The following is a 16541-nucleotide window of genomic DNA, read 5'->3' as shown; positions in this document are numbered from 1 at the left end:
CGAAGAGTCCGAGAGCTTACACCATCAACCCGTTCGGGTCTTGTGAGTGTCTGTAATGTCGCCTTCGCGGGCGTGTCCGTCACCCCGGCAAAACACATTCCGGATGGGCAAGCGGGCTCGTCCGCGAATGCTTTTTCGCAGGCCAATAAAATCTCCACTTGACCAAGGAGAACGATCGTTCTACCGTTCGCCACATGAACGAAATCACAAGCAACGACTCGACCCGCGACATCATTCTGGATGTCACCGAAAAGTTGATCTACAAGAGTGGCATCGCCGCCACTGGCATGGATCTTCTGGTGAAAACCGCCGGTGTCTCCCGAAAAAGCATTTACCGCTACTTCGCCAGCAAGGAGGAGCTGACCGTCGCCGCCCTGCAACGCCGCGACATCCGCTGGATGCACTGGTATCGAAGCGCGGTCGATCAGGCCGAAACCCCGGCCGACCGGCTGCTCAACCTGTTTACCGTGCTCAAGGGCTGGTTCGCCTCGGAAGGCTTCCGGGGCTGCGCCTTCATCAACACCAGCGGCGAAACCGGGGATCCACAGGACCCGGTACGGCTGGTCGCCAAAGACCACAAACAAAAGCTGCTCGACTACGTGTGCGAGCTGTGTACCGAACATGGTGCCGAGGACCCGCAACTGTTGGCCAAACAGCTGCTGATTCTGATTGACGGTGCCATTACCGTAGCGCTTGTGATGGGTGATCACAGTGCCGCCGATAATGCGCAATGCATGGCGCGAAAGTTATTGGACCTGTAACGCCTTAATAAGCCTGACAAGTTGTTAAATCGTTAATTTGACCGGGAGACAAATATGTCTACTGCAGCCGAAGTTCGTCCGCCATTACCGCCCTTCAACCGTGAATCGGCCATTGAAAAAGTTCGCCTGGCCGAAGATGGCTGGAACTCTCGCGATCCGCAGCGCGTGTCATTGGCCTATACCCTGGACACTAAATGGCGCAATCGCGCCGAATTCGCCAACAACCGCGAAGAAGCCAAGGCGTTCTTGACCCGCAAATGGGCCAAGGAACTGGATTACCGCCTGATCAAGGAACTCTGGGCCTACTCCGATACGCGCATCGCCGTGCGTTATGCCTATGAATGGCACGACGACTCGGGCAACTGGTTCCGTTCCTACGGCAACGAAAACTGGGAATTCGATGAAAACGGCCTGATGTTCCAGCGTTACGCCTGCATCAACGACATGCCGATCAAGGAAAGCGAACGCAAGTTCCACTGGCCGCTGGGCCGGCGTCCGGACGATCATCCGGGGCTGTCTGACCTGGGTCTGTAATCTGCCTTGACTCAGTACTGATCGTGCCCACGCCCAGCGAGGGCACGATCACGCCCGGCTTGCCCGCGAAGGCATCAGACGGGTCGCAGCAACATCTGGAAATGAGTAACATGGCTGCCCTCTCCCGCAGCCCCGCGCTGCGCCCTGCCGAAATAAGCCGATTCCATGCCTTTCGAACTCAGCGTTGACCTCACCACCCTGGCCATTCTGGCCGCTGTTGCTTTCCTTGCCGGATTCATCGACGCCATCGCCGGCGGCGGCGGACTGTTGACCACCCCGGCACTGCTCACCGCCGGCCTGCCGCCACATCTGGTGCTGGGCACCAACAAACTCAGTTCGACCTTCGGTTCGGCCACCGCCAGTTTCACCTTCTACCGTCGCAAGCTGTTCCACCCTCGGCAGTGGACACACGCCATCGTCGGTACATTGGTCGGCGCCCTGAGCGGCGCCATCGTCGCCCACTACCTGCCAGCGGAATGGCTGAACAAGATGCTGCCGGTGATCGTGTTCGCCTGCGGTGTGTACCTGCTGTTTGGCGGGACGCCGAAAGCGCCACTGGACAGCGACGCGCCAATCAAGAAGAAGTGGCAATCGACTCAGGGCTTCAGCCTCGGCTTCTATGACGGTGTCGCCGGCCCAGGTACGGGCGCGTTCTGGACCGTCAGCAGCCTGCTGCTCTACCCGATCGACCTGGTCAAGGCCAGCGGTGTGGCGCGCAGCATGAACTTCGTCAGCAACATCGCGGCGCTGTCGGTGTTCGTGTTTTCCGGGCAGGTGGACTGGATCATCGGCCTGGCCATGGGCCTGTCGGTGATGGTCGGCGCGTTCTTCGGCGCGCGCACCGCGATCAGCGGCGGCGCCAAGTTCATTCGTCCGGTGTTCATCACCGTGGTGCTGGGATTGACCGTGCGTCTAGCCTGGCAGCACTGGTTCAGCGTGGCCTAAGCGCCGCGCCACGTAGACGTCGATCAGATAACGGGCAATCGAGCGTGACGCCGGCAACGGCGGCAGCTCGTGCACGTTGAACCACTGGGCGTCTTCGATCTCGTCTTCCTGACAGACAATCTCGCCCCCGGCATATTCGGCATGGAAACCCAGCATCATCGAATGCGGGAACGGCCAGCACTGGCTACCCATGTACTGGATGTTCTGCACCTCGATGCTGACTTCCTCGCGCACTTCGCGGATCAGGCAATCCTCGGCCGACTCCCCCGGCTCGGCGAAACCGGCCAGAGTGCTGTAGACCCCGCTGACAAAACGCGGGGAACGCGCCAGCAGCACTTCGTCGCCTCGGGTCACCAGCACGATCATGCTCGGCGAAATCCGTGGATAACTGCGCAGATCGCAGGGCTGGCAATACATCGCCCGCTCCCGTGGCACCTGGGTCATGGCCTGACCGCAATTGCCGCAGAACCGGTGCTCCCGCGCCCATGTGCCAATCTGCGCGGCATACCCCAGAACCTTGTAGACGGTGTGATCGCCTTCGAGCATGAACGCGCGCAGGCCTTTCCAGTTGCAACCCGGCACCTCGCTGTGACTGCGCAGCTCCAGCAGATACACCGGCTCGCCGTCGAGATGGCCGATGCCATGCTCGGCGAGGATCGACAAGTCCTGACGCTTGAGCCATTCCCGGGGGAACAGCGCGCCGTTGTCATCGAACAGAAAACCTTCGGGGCTGCGCGCCACGGCCCAGCCGCCCGGTTGATCAGTGTCCAGTACTGCAGTGGTCCAGCGAGATGTCATGGTTTCTCAATCCAGAAATTCGGGTTTCTGTTTGCTCATGTGGGCAGCGATTGCCACGCGCAAGTCGGTGGATTGCAGCATGGCGGCGTTCCAGGTGGCAACGTACTCCAGACCGTCGTCGATACGATGGTCACGCATGTAGCTGATCATTTCCTTGGTGCCGGTGACCGCGATCGGCGACTTGCCGGCGATGTCCCGGGCGATGTCCATCACGCCTTCGAGCAGGCTGTCCTTGTCGCTGTAGACGCGATTGACCAGGCCGATGCTGCGCGCCTCTTCGGCACCAAAGGTGCGACCGGTGTAGGCCAGCTCACGCAGCATGCCGTCACCGATGATCCGTGGCAACCGTTGCAGGGTGCCGACGTCGGCGGCCATGCCGATATCGATTTCCTTGATCGAGAATTGTGCGTCGTCGGCGGCGTAACGCATGTCGCAGGCGGCGATCAGGTCGATGGCGCCGCCCAGGCAGTAACCCTGGATCGCCGCCAGCACTGGCTTGCGGCAATTGTCGACCGCATTGAACGAGGCTTGCAGGGTCAGGATCTTGCGCCGCAGCAGGCGCGCGTTGCGCCCGACGTCTTTGCCCAGCTCATTGGCGACGCCGGCCAGCATCATCAGGTCGATGCCGGAGGAAAAGTGTTTGCCGGCACCGCTGAGTACCACCACCCGCACTTCATCGGTGTCTTCGATCCACTGGAACACCTCGACAATTTCACTCCAGAACGCGGCGTTCATCGAGTTGATCTTTTCCGGGCGATTGATCTGCACATGGGCGATGTTGTCGGCCAGTTCGACGCTGAAGGCGGTGTATTGAGTCATGGCAGAAATCCTTTACCGGGCTGAAAATGAGGCCCGAACTATAACAAGGCAACGTGGCGGCGGTTCGGCCAAAGACAGGACTCATCCGCCCCGCTGAAGGTGTGGAACTAACCGCCCTTCACCACTACAAACGCCGCTGTCTCGTAAGGCACCGTGACCACGTCCCTGCCCTGCAACTCCGGCTCTTCGGCAATCAGCCCGCGAATCTGCTCGTCGATCTTTGCCCGCTGCGCCTGAGGCAGCGCCGCGATGAAACTGGTGGAGCGTACCCGATTGAAAATCACATCCTCCGGCGAGCCGGTGTGCCCATGGTGAAACTGCTGCACCTGCAACGCGCCGAACGCCGGATGCGGAAACGCCTTGCGCCACGCCCCGGTGTAATAACGCGGCGTATCGCCTTCCAGTGCATTGACGATGGCGTCGAGCTTCGGCACCCAACTGACCTGGGTGTCACGCAGGTTCCAGATCAGCCCGAGCTTGCCACCGGGCTTGAGCACCCGGGCAATCTCGTCCAGTGCCTCGCGACTGGCGAACCAATGGAAGGCCTGGGCACAGAACACTGCGTCTACCGAGGCGTCCGGCAACGGCAGATCGCTTGCCGTGCCGCTTACCGCCAGCACATCCGGCCAGGTGTCGGCGAGTTTTTCCAGCATCTGCGCGACCGGTTCCACGGCGATCACCTGCGCGCCGGTCGCCACCAGCCGTCCGGTGAACTTGCCGGTTCCGGCGCCAAGATCGATCACGGTTTTATGCCCGTCCAGCCCGAGCGTGCGGGTAAGCCATTCGCTGACCTGGGGTGGATAGTCCGGCCGTCCCTTGATGTAGGTATCGGCGGCGGTTTTGTAGCCAGTGGCGGCTGAATGATGAACCTGATCTTTCATGGCAGAACTCCGGATCGACGACGGACGCCAACGAGCATAGCCCTCGAATTTGAGCTTTCCTTGAACGGCGACTGACAAAGCAATGAATAAATTTTCACGCTGAGGTGTTCAAAGTAAAACGTAACCCACTGTGGAGCCTTGCCCATGACTATCCGTTCCGTTATGTTCGCCGCCCCGTTGCTGATGGCCGCGGTTTTGACCAGTCCGCTGGCCTTCGCTCATGGCGATGAAGACGAGCCGGTACAGAAACCCAGCTGCCCCAAGGGCCAGGTTTATGACAGCAAGACGCAGAAATGCGTGATGCAGACCAGCAGCCTGGTCCCGGATGCCGACCGCACCGACTATGCCTATCGTCTGGCGAAGGACGGTCGCTACGAAGAGGCCTTGGCATTGCTTGATACCCTCAAGCAGCCGAATACCGCCAAGGCCTTGAACTATCGCGGTTACGCCACACGCAAACTGGGCCGGACCGACGAAGGCATCGGCTATTACCTGCAATCGGTGAAGCTCGATCCGCACTACGCGCAAGTGCGCGAATACCTGGGTGAAGCCTATGTGATCAAGGGACGTGTCGACCTCGCGCAGGAACAGTTGCAGCAAATCAAGTCGATCTGCGGCACCAACTGCGAGGAATACCGGGACCTGGCCGAAGCCATCGACGACTCATCGAAAACCTGAAACGAACACAAGCGGTGACCATCATTTTCAGCGATCAGGCCTTCAGGGCCGAACTCGGGCAGCACCTGGCGCGCCTTTGGCGCTACGGCCTGCTGCTGTCGCGCAACAAGCATGTGGCCGAAGATCTGGTGCAGGCCACTTGCGTGCGCGCGCTGGAACGCGCGAACCAGTACGTGGCCGGGACGCGCATGGATCGCTGGCTGCTGAGCATCCTGCATTCGATCTGGCTCAACGAAGTGCGCGCCCGCCGGGTGCGCCAGGGCCAGGGCGTCAGCGATGCCGACGGGCAACTGGCGTTCGACGGTGAATACGCGGCCCAGACCCACGTCATGGCCGCGCAGGTCATCCGCCGCGTCGATGCCTTGCCCGAAGCCCAGCGCGAAACGGTTTATCTGGCCTACGTCGAAGGTTTTTCCTACCGCGAAGTCGCCGACATCCTGCAAGTGCCGATCGGCACGGTGATGAGTCGCCTGGCCACCGCACGCCTGAAACTGGCCGAGTACCCGCCGCTGCAAGCGGTGCCGAAAACCACCGGAGGAGACCGGCCATGAACACGCCTTCGGACGAACTGCTGGTGGCGTACCTGGACGGTGAAATCGACCGCGAACAACGCACCCTGCTCGACAGCGCCATCGCCGACGACCCGTTGCTCAGCCTACGCGTGCAATGGCTGAGCCGCAGCAACCTGCCCTTCAAAAACGCCTACAACGAACTGGCGCTGCAAGCACCGCTGGATCGCCTGCAAGCCCGGCTCGACGCCGCGCCCTCGCCGGCCCGACCCGGTTTCAGTCGGCGCTGGTTCATCGGCGCCGCCGCTGCGGGCCTGCTGGCCGTTGGCGTGACAGCCGACCGCTTGTTCCTTGCCTGGCAGAGCGGGCAATCGCACAACTGGCGCGGGTTGGTCGGCGACTACATGGCACTGTACGTGCCGCAAACCCTCGATCATTTGCCGACCGACGAAGCGTCGCAACGGGCGCAGTTGCGCACCGTCGATGCGCGGCTGGGGCTGAATCTGTCGACGGCCACGCTCAAATTACCCGGCGCCGAGCTGAAACGCTCGCAAATGCTCGAGTACGACGGCGTGCCCATCGCCCAGATGACCTTCCTTGATGCCCGGCACGGGGCGCTGGCGCTGTGCGTCACACGCTCGAACAAAGGCAGCCAGCCACTGGCCCACGAACGCCGGCATGACATGAACGTGGTGTACTGGAGCGAACGCGAACACGCCTGGATGCTGATCGGCCATAACCCGCCGGCGCAGCTGGAAGAGCTGGCGCAACTGTTGCGTGAGCGGTTGAACGCCTGAGAAAAGCTATGCTTGGCCAGTGATTACCCAACGAGGAACCCTGATGCAGATTTCAACCCGCGCGGCGCTGCTGGTCATCGACGTGCAGAACGACTTCACCCCCGGCGGCCAACTGGCGGTGCCCGAGGGCGATCTGATCATCCCGTTGATCAACCGACTGAGTGGCCTGTTCAAGCAAGTCATCATCACCCAGGACTGGCACCCGGCCGGACATGCGTCGTTCGCTTCCAGTCATCCGGGGCGCAAACCCTACGATGTGATTCAGTTGCCCTACGGCGAACAGACCCTGTGGCCGGATCATTGCGTACAAGCCACGCCCGGCGCCGGGTTTCACCCTGCGCTGCAACTGCCCCACGCGCAACTGGTGATCCGCAAGGGCTGCAACCCTGACATCGACAGCTATTCGGCGTTTCTGGAAGCCGACCGCGCCACGCCCACGGGGCTGACCGGATACCTCAAGGAGCGCGGCATCGACACACTGTATATGGTCGGCCTGGCGCTGGACTTCTGCGTGATGTTTTCCGCGCTGGATGCGCGGGCGGCGGGATTCAATGCGTTTGTGGTGACCGATGCCTGCCGGGCGATCGACCTGAATGGCTCGCTGGCGGTGGCGATCGAACGGATGCAGACGGCCGGGGTTGGCTTGATCCGGTCGAGCGAACTGATCTGACCCTTCAAGGCTGAGATCGCAGCCCCTCACTCTGGCCCTCTCCCAAGGGAGAGGGAACTGATTGGGGGATGTTCGAGAAATCCGCCGTCCTGAAAATACGTCGCCGAATCCAGAATCGGCGACGTCCTCAAACCGGCGTCGGCAGCCACAACCGGAACCGTGCCCCACCCAGCGGAGAACTCTCGACAGTCAGCGTCCCGCCCTGCGCTTCCAGCGCCCGCCGGCTGATCGCCAGCCCCAGTCCAAATCCGCCCGTGGCCCGGTCGCGACTGCGATCCAGGCGATAGAACGGTTCGAAAATCCGGTCCCGCTCATCCTCCGGAATACCGATGCCGTCATCGTCGACCCAGATTTCACAGCCCTTCGGGCACACCTGCACGCCGATCTGAATGCGCTTTTCGCAATAACGCATGGCGTTGCGCAGCAGGTTCTGGATGGCCCGCGCGGTCAGGCGCGGATCGAGGGTGAAACGTTCCAACTGCCCGTGCAGCAGCACATCGATAACGATTTCCGGCGACTCCAGCGACTCATCGACGCTGCCCAGAATGCTGTCGATGAACTCGTCCAGCGACACCTCGACCTGTTCCGGCAACCGCGATGGATTCTGCAAGCGGCTGAACGACAACAATTCCAGCACCAGCTCATCCAGTTCACGAATGTGCGCCACCAGCCCTTGCAGGCGTTCGCGACTGGTGGCCGGCAGGTCATCGGACAGCGCCAGCGCCAGGCCGAAATCCAGCCGGGTCAGCGGCGTGCGCAACTCGTGGGACACGGCGTTGAGCAGGTCGCGCTGTTGATTGAGCAGGTTTTCGATATCGCCCGCCATGGTGTCGAACACGTTGGCCAGACTGCCGATGTTCGAACTCTGGGCGATTTGCGTACGCTCGCTGAGATGGCCCTTGCCGAAACGCTCGGCCGTGCCTTTGAGGCGTTCCAGATCGCGCCAGTGCGGACGCAACCACAACAGCAGACACGCGAGCAGCGCCGCGCCGACCAGCACGTTGATGCTCCAGTACAGCAGACTCACGTCCATCGGGTCCGGCGGCACCACCATCTGCACTGCTGTTTCGCTGTTCAGCGGCGTCACCGCCAGGGTACGCCAGCCCCAGTCGCCGATGCGCACCACGTTTTCGCCACGGCGCAGACGTTCGCGCTCGGGCTCGGTGAATTCGGCATCTTCGATTTTCGCCAGGATGATATGCAACGGCTGGAAATCCTTGTCCATCGACGCCGCCAGCGCCGGCCATTGTTCCTGCGGCACGGCGCGAAACTGCTTGGTGATCAGCGATTGCAGGCCACGGGAGTAATCCAGGTTGTAGGTGACGAAGCGCTCGCGAAAGCCCATCACCACCAGATCTGGCACCAGGTACATCGCTGCGCTATAGGAGACGATCGTCACCAGATACAGGCGAAAAAGGATTCTGAACATCAGCTCAGCATTCCCACTCGGAACGGCTGAACAGGTAACCCTTGCCCCACACGGTCTTGATCTTGCGCGCCTCGCCGGCATGGTCGTCGAACTTGCGCCGCAGCTTGGAAATCGCCACGTCCACCGAGCGATCGGTGCCGTTGAACTCGATGCCACGCAGGCGTTGCAGGATCTGGTCGCGGCTCAGCACTTCACCGGCATGCCGGGCCAGCACCACCAGCAGGTTGTATTCGCCGCTGGACAACTCCACCGGTTGCCCGCGCCAGGTGACCGTGCGCTCGGACAGGTCGATGCACAGGTTGCCCATCAGAATCTGGTCGTTGGCGGTCTGTGGTTCGCCGAGGCTGCTGCGCCGCAGCAAGGTGCGCACCCGGGCCAGCAGCACACGCGGCTCGCAGGGTTTGGTGACGTAGTCGTCGGCGCCCATTTCCAGGCCCAGCACCTGATCGTGGCTGTCGTCGCGGGCGGTGAGCATCAGGATCGGCAGCGTTGCCGAATCGGCGCGCAGCAGGCGACAGACCTGCAAGCCGTCGAGGCCCGGCAGCATCAGGTCGAGAATCACCAGATCCGGCGGATTGAGTCGCGCCCGCTCGCGCACATGATCGCCTCGGCCAATCACGCAGACGGAGTAACCGTTGCGCTCCAGATAGCTGGAAATCAGTTCGGCGAGTGCCGTGTCGTCTTCGACCAGGAGAATATTGGGCATCGGGGGGTGTTCCAGAAAGTGCTGTGGCGACTGATCGGCCGCCTTCGCGGGCAAGCCCGCTCCCACGTACTCACCAGAACCCTGTGGGAGCGGGCTTGCCCGCGAAAGCGCTATCTGTGTCGCAATAAATTTCGATGCATAAAGGATATACGGCCTCACCCGTCCATGAGTAAAACCCTTACACAATTTCACACAGCAGCTACAAAGCTTCACCGCTACCCTCGGCGTCTGTCCGTAGGATACGGACATCAATATCGGGGGTTGTACATGTCGAAGAATCTGCTGGCCGGGCTCGGTCTGTTCACATTGGCGCTGACGCTCGGCGGCTGTGGCTCGTCCTCGGATACCGAGGAGCAGGCACCGCCGGCCACCGTGCGGATCGAGACCCTGCAAGCCCAGCCCCTGGCGATCAGCAGCGAACTGAGCGGACGCATCGCCGCCCCACGGATCGCCGAGGTTCGTGCACGGGTGGCGGGTGTCGTGCTGCAACGCACCTACCGCGAAGGCAGCGACGTGAAAAAGGGCGATGTGCTGTTCCGCATCGATCCGGCCCCCTTCAAGGCAGACCTGGACAGCGCCGAAGCCGCGCTGCGCAAGGCCGAAGCCAATGCCTTCCAGGCGAAATTGCAGGAACAACGCTACGCCCAGTTGATCGACGACAAGGCCATCAGCGCCCAGGATTACGACAACGCGCGGGCCAACGCCCGGCAGACCGCCGCCGACGTGGCCGCCAACAAGGCCGCCGTAGAGCGGGCAAAACTGAATCTGGGCTACGCCACCGTCACCGCGCCGATTTCCGGGCGCATCGGCCGCGCGCTGGTGACCGAAGGCGCCCTGGTCGGGCAGAACGAAACCACGCCACTGGCGCTGATCCAGCAACTGAACCCGATCCACGCCGACGTGACCCAGTCGACCCGTGAACTCAACGAACTGCGCCGCGCCTTCCGCTCCGGACAGTTGCAGCAGATCGGCCAGGACCAGGTCAAAGCCACGCTGATTCAGGACGACGGCAGCCTTTATCCGTTGCCGGGCAAGTTGCTGTTCAGCGATATCACTGTCGACCCGGGCACCGGGCAGATCACCCTGCGCAGCGAATTCCCCAACCCGGATCTGGACTTACTGCCCGGCAGCTTCATTCGCGTACGCCTCGAACAAGCGGTGATCCAGCATGGCCTCACCGTGCCACAGCGCGCGGTGCAGCGAGACAGCGCCGGTGTCGCGCAGGTGCTGACGGTCGACGAGCAGATGCGCATCGCCCAGCAACCGGTTCAGCTCGGCGCGGTGCAGAACGATCGCTGGATCGTCATCGGCGGCCTCAAGCCCGGCGACCGCATCGTCACCGAAGGCCTGCAACACGCCCGGCCCGGCGAAACCGTGCAGATCGACGACACCCCTCTTCCACTTGCCCAGACCTCTGGTCAGTAAGCAGGACGCTTTTATATGCCGCAGTTCTTTATCGACCGCCCGGTGTTCGCCTGGGTGGTCGCGCTGTTCATCCTGTTGGCCGGTGCGCTGGCCATCCCGCAATTGCCGGTGGCGCAGTACCCTGACGTCGCGCCGCCGCAGATCGAAATCAACGCCACCTACCCCGGTGCTTCGGCGCAGACCATCGACGAAAGTGTGGTCAGCCTGATCGAGGAAGAGCTCAACGGCGCCGATCACCTGCTGTATTTCGAATCCCAGAGCAGCCTCGGCAGCGCCACCATCAAGGCCACGTTCCAGCCGGGCACCAACCCGGAACTGGCCCAGGTCGACGTGCAAAACCGCCTCAAAGTGGTGGAGTCGCGCCTGCCGCAAGCAGTGAACCAGCAAGGCTTGCAGGTCGAGAAGGTGTCTTCGGGCTTCCTGCTGCTGATCACCCTGACCTCCAGCGACGGCAAACTCGACGACGTGGCGCTCAGCGACTACCTGGCGCGCAACGTGATGAACGAAATCAAGCGTCTGGACGGCGTCGGCAAGGCCCAGCTGTATGGCGCCGAGCGGGCGATGCGGATCTGGATCGATCCGCAGAAACTCATCGCTTTCAATTTGACTCCGGCAGACGTCAACGCCGCGATCGCCGCGCAGAACGTGCAGGTTCCGGCCGGCAGCATCGGCGACTTGCCGGCGCCCTCCAGCCAGGAAATCACCGCGACCATTCTGGTCAAGGGCCAGCTCTCGACGCCGGAAGATTTCGCCGACATCGTGCTCAAAGCCCGCCCGGACGGCTCCACCGTGCGTATCAAGGATGTCGCCCGGGTCGAAATCGGCAGCCAGGAATACCAGTTCGGCACCCGTCTGAACGGCAAACCGTCCACCGCCGTGGGCGTGCAGTTGTCGCCGGGGGCCAATGCCCTGAATACCGCCACCCTGATCCGCGCGAAGATGGATGAGCTGTCGCGTTACTTCCCGGCCGGGGTGGAGTACAAGATCCCGTACGACACCTCGCCGTTCGTCAAAGTGTCGATCACCAAAGTGGTCTACACCCTCGGCGAAGCGATGTTGCTGGTGTTCGCGGTGATGTTCCTGTTCCTGCAGAACATCCGCTACACGCTGATTCCGACTCTGGTGGTGCCAGTGGCGCTGATGGGCACCTTCGCCACCATGCTTGCGCTGGGTTTCTCGATCAACGTGCTGACCATGTTCGGCATGGTGCTGGCGATCGGTATTCTGGTGGACGACGCGATCGTGGTGGTGGAGAACGTCGAGCGGATCATGGCCACCGAAGGCCTGTCGCCCAAGGAAGCGACGCGCAAGGCGATGCAGCAGATCACCGGGGCGATCATCGGGATCACTCTGGTGCTGGTGGCGGTGTTCATTCCGATGGCGTTCATGCAAGGTTCGGTGGGCGTGATCTATCAGCAGTTCTCGCTGTCGATGGCGACCTCGATCCTGTTTTCGGCATTCCTCGCCCTGACGTTGACCCCGGCGCTGTGCGCAACGCTGCTCAAGCCGATCGCCAAGGGCGAGCATCACGAAAAAACCGGCTTCTTCGGCTGGTTCAACCGCCGCTTCGAACGCCTGACCGTGCGTTATCAGGGTTGGGTCGGCTATGCGCTGAAACGCACCGGCCGCTACTTGCTGATCTACGTGGTGTTGCTGGTGGGCCTGGGCTGGTGCTTCGCGCGTCTGCCCTCCTCGTTCCTGCCGGTGGAGGATCAGGGTTACACCATCACTGACATTCAATTGCCGCCCGGCGCGAGCAAGAACCGCACGGTGAAGGTGGTCGAGCAGATCGAAGCGCACAACGCCGGCGAACCGGGCGTGGGTGACAGCACGGTGATTCTCGGTTTCAGTTTTTCCGGCAGCGGACAGAACGCGGCACTGGCATTCACCACCCTCAAGGACTGGTCGCAACGCAGCAGCGATGACTCGGCAAGTTCGATCGCCGACCGCGCCAACGCCGCCCTGAGCCAGATCAAGGACGCCATGGTGTTCGCGGTGCTGCCGCCGCCGGTGGATGGCCTGGGGACTTCCAGTGGTTTCGAGTTCCGCTTGCAGGATCGCGGCGGCCTCGGCCATGCAACGCTGATGCAGGCGCGCACCGAGTTGCTGGCGGCGGCCGAGAAAAGCCCGATTCTGATGAACGTCCGCGAAAGTGCCCTGGCCGAAGCGCCACAGGTGCAACTGGAGGTGGATCGCAAGCAGGCCGAAGCCCTGGGCGTGTCGTTTGCCGACATCGCCAATGTGCTGGCCGCAGCCGTCGGTTCGACCTACGTCAACGACTTCCCCAACCAAGGCCGCATGCAGCGTGTGGTGGTGCAGGCCGAAGGCGACCGCCGCAGCCAGGTCGACGATCTGCTGAAAATGCATGTGCGCAACACGGGTGGCAGCATGGTGCCGTTGTCGGCGTTTGTTTCCGCCAAATGGACCCAAGGCCCTGCGCAACTGACGCGCTACAACGGCTATCCGGCGATTTCGATCTCGGGCGAACCTTCACCCGGTCACAGCACCGGTGAAGCCATGGCCGAAATCGAGCGCCTGGTCGCCCAGGGGCCGGCCGGACTCGGTCAGGAATGGACCGGCCTGTCGTTGCAGGAACGCTTGTCCGGCAGTCAGGCGCCAATTCTGCTCGGCCTGTCGTTGCTGATTGTGTTCCTGTGTCTGGCGGCACTGTACGAGAGCTGGTCGATTCCGACTTCGGTGCTGCTGGTAGTGCCGCTGGGCGTGCTCGGCGCGGTGCTGGCGGTGACCTTGCGCGGCATGCCCAACGATGTGTTCTTCAAAGTGGGCCTGATCACCATCATCGGTCTGTCGGCGAAGAACGCGATCCTGATCATCGAGTTTGCCAAGAGTCTGTATGACGAAGGCCACGACCTGATCGACGCCACGCTGCAAGCGGCTCGCCTGCGCCTGCGCCCGATCGTCATGACGTCCCTGGCGTTCATCCTGGGCGTGGTGCCGCTGGCAATCGCCACCGGTGCCAGCTCGGCGAGCCAGCAAGCCATCGGTACGGGCGTGATCGGCGGCATGATCACCGCGACCCTGGCCGTGATCTTTGTGCCGGTGTTCTTTGTGGTGGTCATGAAACTGGTGCGCAAATCCACGAAGCATCCTTAAAACCATGGGGGCCTGGGCTGGTCGCGAAATCGGCGTGTCATCTGGCAGTGATGTCGACTGACACGGCCTCTTCGCGGACAAGCCCGGTCCCCCAGTGGTCACACAACGTCACGCTGGGCTAAGGTGTCAGCACACCCTGGCCCATCGAGTTCCCATGCGCTTCCTTGCCCGTACTCACCCTCGCCTGTCCGCCGCCGCATTGCTAGGCCTCGCCACGGGGCTGCTGGTTCCCGCCGGTTCGCTCACCAGCAAAATCCTCATCGGCTGGAATGCCGGGGTGTGGACGTACCTGATCCTGATGCTCTGGCTCACCGCCCGGGCCAAGGCGCCGGACGTGCGGCGGATCGCCGAAATCGAAGATGAAAACGCCGGCCTCGTGCTGCTGCTGGTGTGCATCGCCGCACTGGCGAGCCTGGCCACCATCACCCTGGAACTGGCCGGCAGCAAGGATCTGGACGCTACCCAAAAGCTGCTGCACTACGGCTTCACCGCGCTGACCGTGATCGGTTCGTGGCTGTTGATCGGGGTGATTTTCAGCGTGCATTACGCCCGCCTGTTCTACACCTGGGACGGCAAGGAGCCGGCCCTGCGGTTCGCCGAAGGCCTGACCACGCCCAATTACTGGGACTTCCTGTACTTCTCGTTCACCATCGGCGTGGCGGTGCAGACGGCGGACGTCGGTGTCGCCAGTCGCGATTTGCGCAAGATCGTCCTGGCGCAGTCGCTGCTTGGATTCGTCTTCAACACCGCGATTCTGGGGTTTTCGATCAATATCGCGGCAGGGCTGTTCGGCTGACGGCTGCACAAATCTTCTAGGCATCGCCCGTGGTGCGGCGCTAGATTGGCCGAACCCTCGACTGACAGGTGCCCAATGAGCGCTCGTAACTGGATCGATCTGGCCCAGGACGCCGATACCGGCATCGAGACTCTGCGCGCGCATTTCGAAGGCCATGCCTATGATCCGCACTGGCATGACAGCTATCTGGTGGGCGTTACCGAGCAAGGCGTGCAGCAATTCAACTGCCGCCGTACCCGGCACCAGAGCACGCCAGGCAAGGTCTTTCTGCTCGAACCCGGCGACATTCATGACGGCGAAGCCCCCACCGAGGGCGGTTTCACCTACCGCATGCTCTACCTCGACCCGCAGTGGCTGGAACGGGAACTGGCCTCGCTGTTCGAAAACGCACCGCTCAACAGCCAGTTGAGTTTCACCCGGACCCTCGCCACCGATCCGTTTCTGGCGCAGGCCACCGGCCAGGCGTTTCAGGCGCTGCACGGTGGCGAGCTGAAAATCGTCCGTCAGACCGCGCTGGACGGCCTGCTCGAACGCCTCACGCACCATCTGCACTGGCGCCAGCGTTATTCCGAAGATCCGCGCCTGCCGTTGGTGGCGCAAAAGGCTCGCGAATATCTGCACGCCCATGCGCAACAAGACATCGGTTTGCAGCAACTGGCCGAGGCCATCGGCGTTGATCGCTTTCGCCTGACCCGCGCATTCAAGGCCGCTTACGGTCTGGCGCCCCACGCCTATCTGGTGCAACTGCGCCTGTCGATTGCCCGGCGTCTGCTGGCAGGCGGTGAGCATCCGGTCACCGTCGCCACTCAAGTGGGTTTCGCCGACCAGAGCCACCTCGGTCGCTGGTTCGTCCGCGCCTATGGCCTGACGCCGGCGATGTACCGCAAGCGCTGCTCAAATCTTCCAGACAGGCCCGCCCACGACCGTTGAAGATCGAGGTCATTGATCCTCAACGGAGTTGCCTGCGATGTTGTCCACCCTCCCGACGTTATTGCCCTTCCTGCTGTTCGCGTTCGTCGCGTCGATCACGCCCGGCCCGACCAATATTCTGGTGTTCAGCAACAGCGCGCGTTACGGCCTGACGGCGGCGTTGCCGATCATTCTGGGTGCCTGCGCGGCCGCTGCGCTGTTGGTACTGGCGGTGGGCAGCGGTGCCGGTCCGCTGCTGACGCAATTGCCCGGTGTACAACACGCCATGCAAGCGTTTGGCGTGGCCTGGCTGAGTTACCTGGCGTGGCAGATTTACCGGGCGCCTGCGGTTGAACTCGGCGCACAGGAAGGCCGTGGCCGACTCGGCCTGACCGGTGCCGCCGGCCTGCAACTGGTCAATCCGAAAACCTGGATGATGGCGCTGGCGGTGGTCAGCGTATTCGCGGGGGACAGTGAAGGCCGCGTGACGCGCGTGCTGATCCTGTCACTGGCGTTTTTCCTGGTGTCCCTGCCCTGCCTTGGCGTGTGGGCGTTGCTCGGCGCCGGCTCCACACGCTGGCTGCGATCACCGCGTGCCTTGCAGCGGCTGAATCGGGTCATGGCGGTTTTATTGCTGGTTTCGGCGTGGTCGAGCATCTGGGCTTGAATGCCGTTGGTCGGCGCTTCTGCGCTTCGGGCCGATCATTTACTTGACGGCAGATTGGCTTCTGGTGTTTCCTGAAACCGGTTTCAGCTCTCGCGTCTCAGGG

At 62.4% G+C, this 16541-nt stretch carries 17 protein-coding genes; 12 read left to right on the top strand and 5 right to left on the bottom strand.

Going from position 1 to position 16541, the window contains the following annotated elements:
• The first annotated feature begins 194 nt into the window (after positions 1–194).
• From N8H74_RS05215 to N8H74_RS05205, 3 genes are all read left to right on the top strand, one after another.
• On the top strand, positions 195–761 hold the full coding sequence (locus N8H74_RS05215; RefSeq protein WP_217829865.1) for a TetR family transcriptional regulator: 567 nt from the start codon (positions 195–197) through the stop codon (positions 759–761).
• 54 nt (positions 762–815) lie between these two features.
• On the top strand, positions 816–1295 hold the full coding sequence (locus N8H74_RS05210; protein ID WP_217829864.1) for a nuclear transport factor 2 family protein: 480 nt from the start codon (positions 816–818) through the stop codon (positions 1293–1295).
• A 165-nt stretch (positions 1296–1460) separates the two neighbouring features.
• Positions 1461–2240, top strand: coding sequence for a TSUP family transporter (locus N8H74_RS05205; protein WP_217829863.1), 780 nt, complete (start codon positions 1461–1463; stop codon positions 2238–2240).
• On the opposite strand, the gene nudC is transcribed toward N8H74_RS05205, so the two are convergent.
• The 3 genes from nudC to N8H74_RS05190 form a co-directional block, all read right to left on the bottom strand.
• A complete protein-coding gene (gene nudC / locus N8H74_RS05200) occupies positions 2208–3038 on the bottom strand; it encodes an NAD(+) diphosphatase (RefSeq protein WP_217829862.1) in 831 nt (276 codons plus the stop codon). The genes N8H74_RS05205 and nudC overlap by 33 nt on opposite strands.
• Before the next feature lie 6 nt (positions 3039–3044).
• Complete coding sequence (locus N8H74_RS05195; protein ID WP_217829861.1) at positions 3045–3857, bottom strand: crotonase/enoyl-CoA hydratase family protein; 813 nt, start codon at positions 3855–3857, stop codon at positions 3045–3047.
• A gap of 107 nt (positions 3858–3964) precedes the next feature.
• Positions 3965–4738: a class I SAM-dependent methyltransferase gene (locus tag N8H74_RS05190; RefSeq protein WP_262146484.1), complete on the bottom strand. Its 774-nt coding sequence runs from the start codon at positions 4736–4738 to the stop codon at positions 3965–3967.
• Positions 4739–4882: 144 nt separating this feature from the next.
• On the opposite strand from N8H74_RS05190, the gene N8H74_RS05185 reads away from it, so the two are divergent.
• The 4 genes from N8H74_RS05185 to pncA all read left to right on the top strand — a co-directional run bounded on the left by N8H74_RS05185 (position 4883) and on the right by pncA (position 7392).
• Entirely contained in the window at positions 4883–5416 is a 534-nt protein-coding gene (locus N8H74_RS05185; protein WP_217829859.1) for a tetratricopeptide repeat protein, read from the top strand.
• 92 nt (positions 5417–5508) lie between these two features.
• Positions 5509–5967, top strand: a complete 459-nt coding sequence (locus N8H74_RS05180) for a sigma-70 family RNA polymerase sigma factor (RefSeq protein WP_262146706.1) — start codon at positions 5509–5511, stop codon at positions 5965–5967.
• The gene (locus N8H74_RS05175; RefSeq protein WP_217829858.1) at positions 5964–6722 is read left to right on the top strand and encodes a transcriptional regulator; all 759 of its coding nucleotides are present in this window, start codon (positions 5964–5966) and stop codon (positions 6720–6722) included. The genes N8H74_RS05180 and N8H74_RS05175 overlap by 4 nt, the downstream gene beginning before the upstream one ends.
• A 43-nt stretch (positions 6723–6765) precedes the next feature.
• Positions 6766–7392 (top strand): bifunctional nicotinamidase/pyrazinamidase, encoded by a 627-nt coding sequence (gene pncA, locus N8H74_RS05170; protein WP_217829857.1) that lies wholly within the window; start codon positions 6766–6768, stop codon positions 7390–7392.
• A gap of 127 nt (positions 7393–7519) precedes the next feature.
• Here the strand turns inward: pncA and N8H74_RS05165 are convergent, their stop codons facing one another.
• Both N8H74_RS05165 and N8H74_RS29335 read right to left on the bottom strand, forming a co-directional pair.
• Positions 7520–8821 carry an ATP-binding protein gene (locus tag N8H74_RS05165; protein ID WP_217829856.1) on the bottom strand — a complete coding sequence of 434 codons (1302 nt, stop codon included), beginning with the start codon at positions 8819–8821 and terminating at the stop codon, positions 7520–7522.
• A 4-nt stretch (positions 8822–8825) separates the two neighbouring features.
• Positions 8826–9128 (bottom strand): winged helix-turn-helix domain-containing protein, encoded by a 303-nt coding sequence (locus N8H74_RS29335; RefSeq protein ID WP_347710397.1) that lies wholly within the window; start codon positions 9126–9128, stop codon positions 8826–8828.
• Between N8H74_RS29335 and N8H74_RS29330 the strand changes: the two genes are divergently transcribed.
• From N8H74_RS29330 to N8H74_RS05135, 5 genes are all read left to right on the top strand, one after another.
• On the top strand, positions 9021–10952 hold the full coding sequence (locus tag N8H74_RS29330; protein ID WP_347710396.1) for an efflux RND transporter periplasmic adaptor subunit: 1932 nt from the start codon (positions 9021–9023) through the stop codon (positions 10950–10952). The genes N8H74_RS29335 and N8H74_RS29330 overlap by 108 nt on opposite strands.
• Before the next feature lie 15 nt (positions 10953–10967).
• Positions 10968–14066: an efflux RND transporter permease subunit gene (locus N8H74_RS05150; protein ID WP_217829853.1), complete on the top strand. Its 3099-nt coding sequence runs from the start codon at positions 10968–10970 to the stop codon at positions 14064–14066.
• 154 nt (positions 14067–14220) lie between these two features.
• Positions 14221–14862 carry a DUF1345 domain-containing protein gene (locus N8H74_RS05145; RefSeq protein ID WP_262146482.1) on the top strand — a complete coding sequence of 214 codons (642 nt, stop codon included), beginning with the start codon at positions 14221–14223 and terminating at the stop codon, positions 14860–14862.
• A 75-nt stretch (positions 14863–14937) separates the two neighbouring features.
• Positions 14938–15792: an AraC family transcriptional regulator gene (locus tag N8H74_RS05140; RefSeq protein WP_262146480.1), complete on the top strand. Its 855-nt coding sequence runs from the start codon at positions 14938–14940 to the stop codon at positions 15790–15792.
• Positions 15793–15829: 37 nt separating this feature from the next.
• A complete protein-coding gene (locus N8H74_RS05135) occupies positions 15830–16438 on the top strand; it encodes a LysE family translocator (RefSeq protein ID WP_262146479.1) in 609 nt (202 codons plus the stop codon).
• Positions 16439–16541: the final 103 nt, after the last annotated feature.

It is taken from the genome of Pseudomonas sp. B2M1-30 (genome assembly GCF_025447575.1).
In the GTDB taxonomy this organism is placed as follows: domain Bacteria; phylum Pseudomonadota; class Gammaproteobacteria; order Pseudomonadales; family Pseudomonadaceae; genus Aquipseudomonas; species Aquipseudomonas botevensis.
The sequence above is the reverse complement of the archived record's forward strand: the minus strand, read 5'-3'. Positions and strand labels throughout refer to the sequence as shown.

What these genes read in the sequence shown, in the direction of transcription:
- N8H74_RS05215 (WP_217829865.1), top strand. Translation starts at nt 195, where the DNA reads ATGAACGAAATCACAAGCAACGACTCGACCCGCGACATCATTCTGGAT.
- N8H74_RS05210 (WP_217829864.1), top strand. Translation starts at nt 816, where the DNA reads ATGTCTACTGCAGCCGAAGTTCGTCCGCCATTACCGCCCTTCAACCGT.
- N8H74_RS05205 (WP_217829863.1), top strand. Translation starts at nt 1,461, where the DNA reads ATGCCTTTCGAACTCAGCGTTGACCTCACCACCCTGGCCATTCTGGCC.
- nudC (WP_217829862.1), bottom strand. Translation starts at nt 3,038, where the DNA reads ATGACATCTCGCTGGACCACTGCAGTACTGGACACTGATCAACCGGGC.
- N8H74_RS05195 (WP_217829861.1), bottom strand. Translation starts at nt 3,857, where the DNA reads ATGACTCAATACACCGCCTTCAGCGTCGAACTGGCCGACAACATCGCC.
- N8H74_RS05190 (WP_262146484.1), bottom strand. Translation starts at nt 4,738, where the DNA reads ATGAAAGATCAGGTTCATCATTCAGCCGCCACTGGCTACAAAACCGCC.
- N8H74_RS05185 (WP_217829859.1), top strand. Translation starts at nt 4,883, where the DNA reads ATGACTATCCGTTCCGTTATGTTCGCCGCCCCGTTGCTGATGGCCGCG.
- N8H74_RS05175 (WP_217829858.1), top strand. Translation starts at nt 5,964, where the DNA reads ATGAACACGCCTTCGGACGAACTGCTGGTGGCGTACCTGGACGGTGAA.
- pncA (WP_217829857.1), top strand. Translation starts at nt 6,766, where the DNA reads ATGCAGATTTCAACCCGCGCGGCGCTGCTGGTCATCGACGTGCAGAAC.
- N8H74_RS05165 (WP_217829856.1), bottom strand. Translation starts at nt 8,821, where the DNA reads ATGTTCAGAATCCTTTTTCGCCTGTATCTGGTGACGATCGTCTCCTAT.
- N8H74_RS29330 (WP_347710396.1), top strand. Translation starts at nt 9,021, where the DNA reads ATGCCGGGCCAGCACCACCAGCAGGTTGTATTCGCCGCTGGACAACTC.
- N8H74_RS29335 (WP_347710397.1), bottom strand. Translation starts at nt 9,128, where the DNA reads ATGGGCAACCTGTGCATCGACCTGTCCGAGCGCACGGTCACCTGGCGC.
- N8H74_RS05150 (WP_217829853.1), top strand. Translation starts at nt 10,968, where the DNA reads ATGCCGCAGTTCTTTATCGACCGCCCGGTGTTCGCCTGGGTGGTCGCG.
- N8H74_RS05145 (WP_262146482.1), top strand. Translation starts at nt 14,221, where the DNA reads ATGCGCTTCCTTGCCCGTACTCACCCTCGCCTGTCCGCCGCCGCATTG.
- N8H74_RS05140 (WP_262146480.1), top strand. Translation starts at nt 14,938, where the DNA reads ATGAGCGCTCGTAACTGGATCGATCTGGCCCAGGACGCCGATACCGGC.
- N8H74_RS05135 (WP_262146479.1), top strand. Translation starts at nt 15,830, where the DNA reads ATGTTGTCCACCCTCCCGACGTTATTGCCCTTCCTGCTGTTCGCGTTC.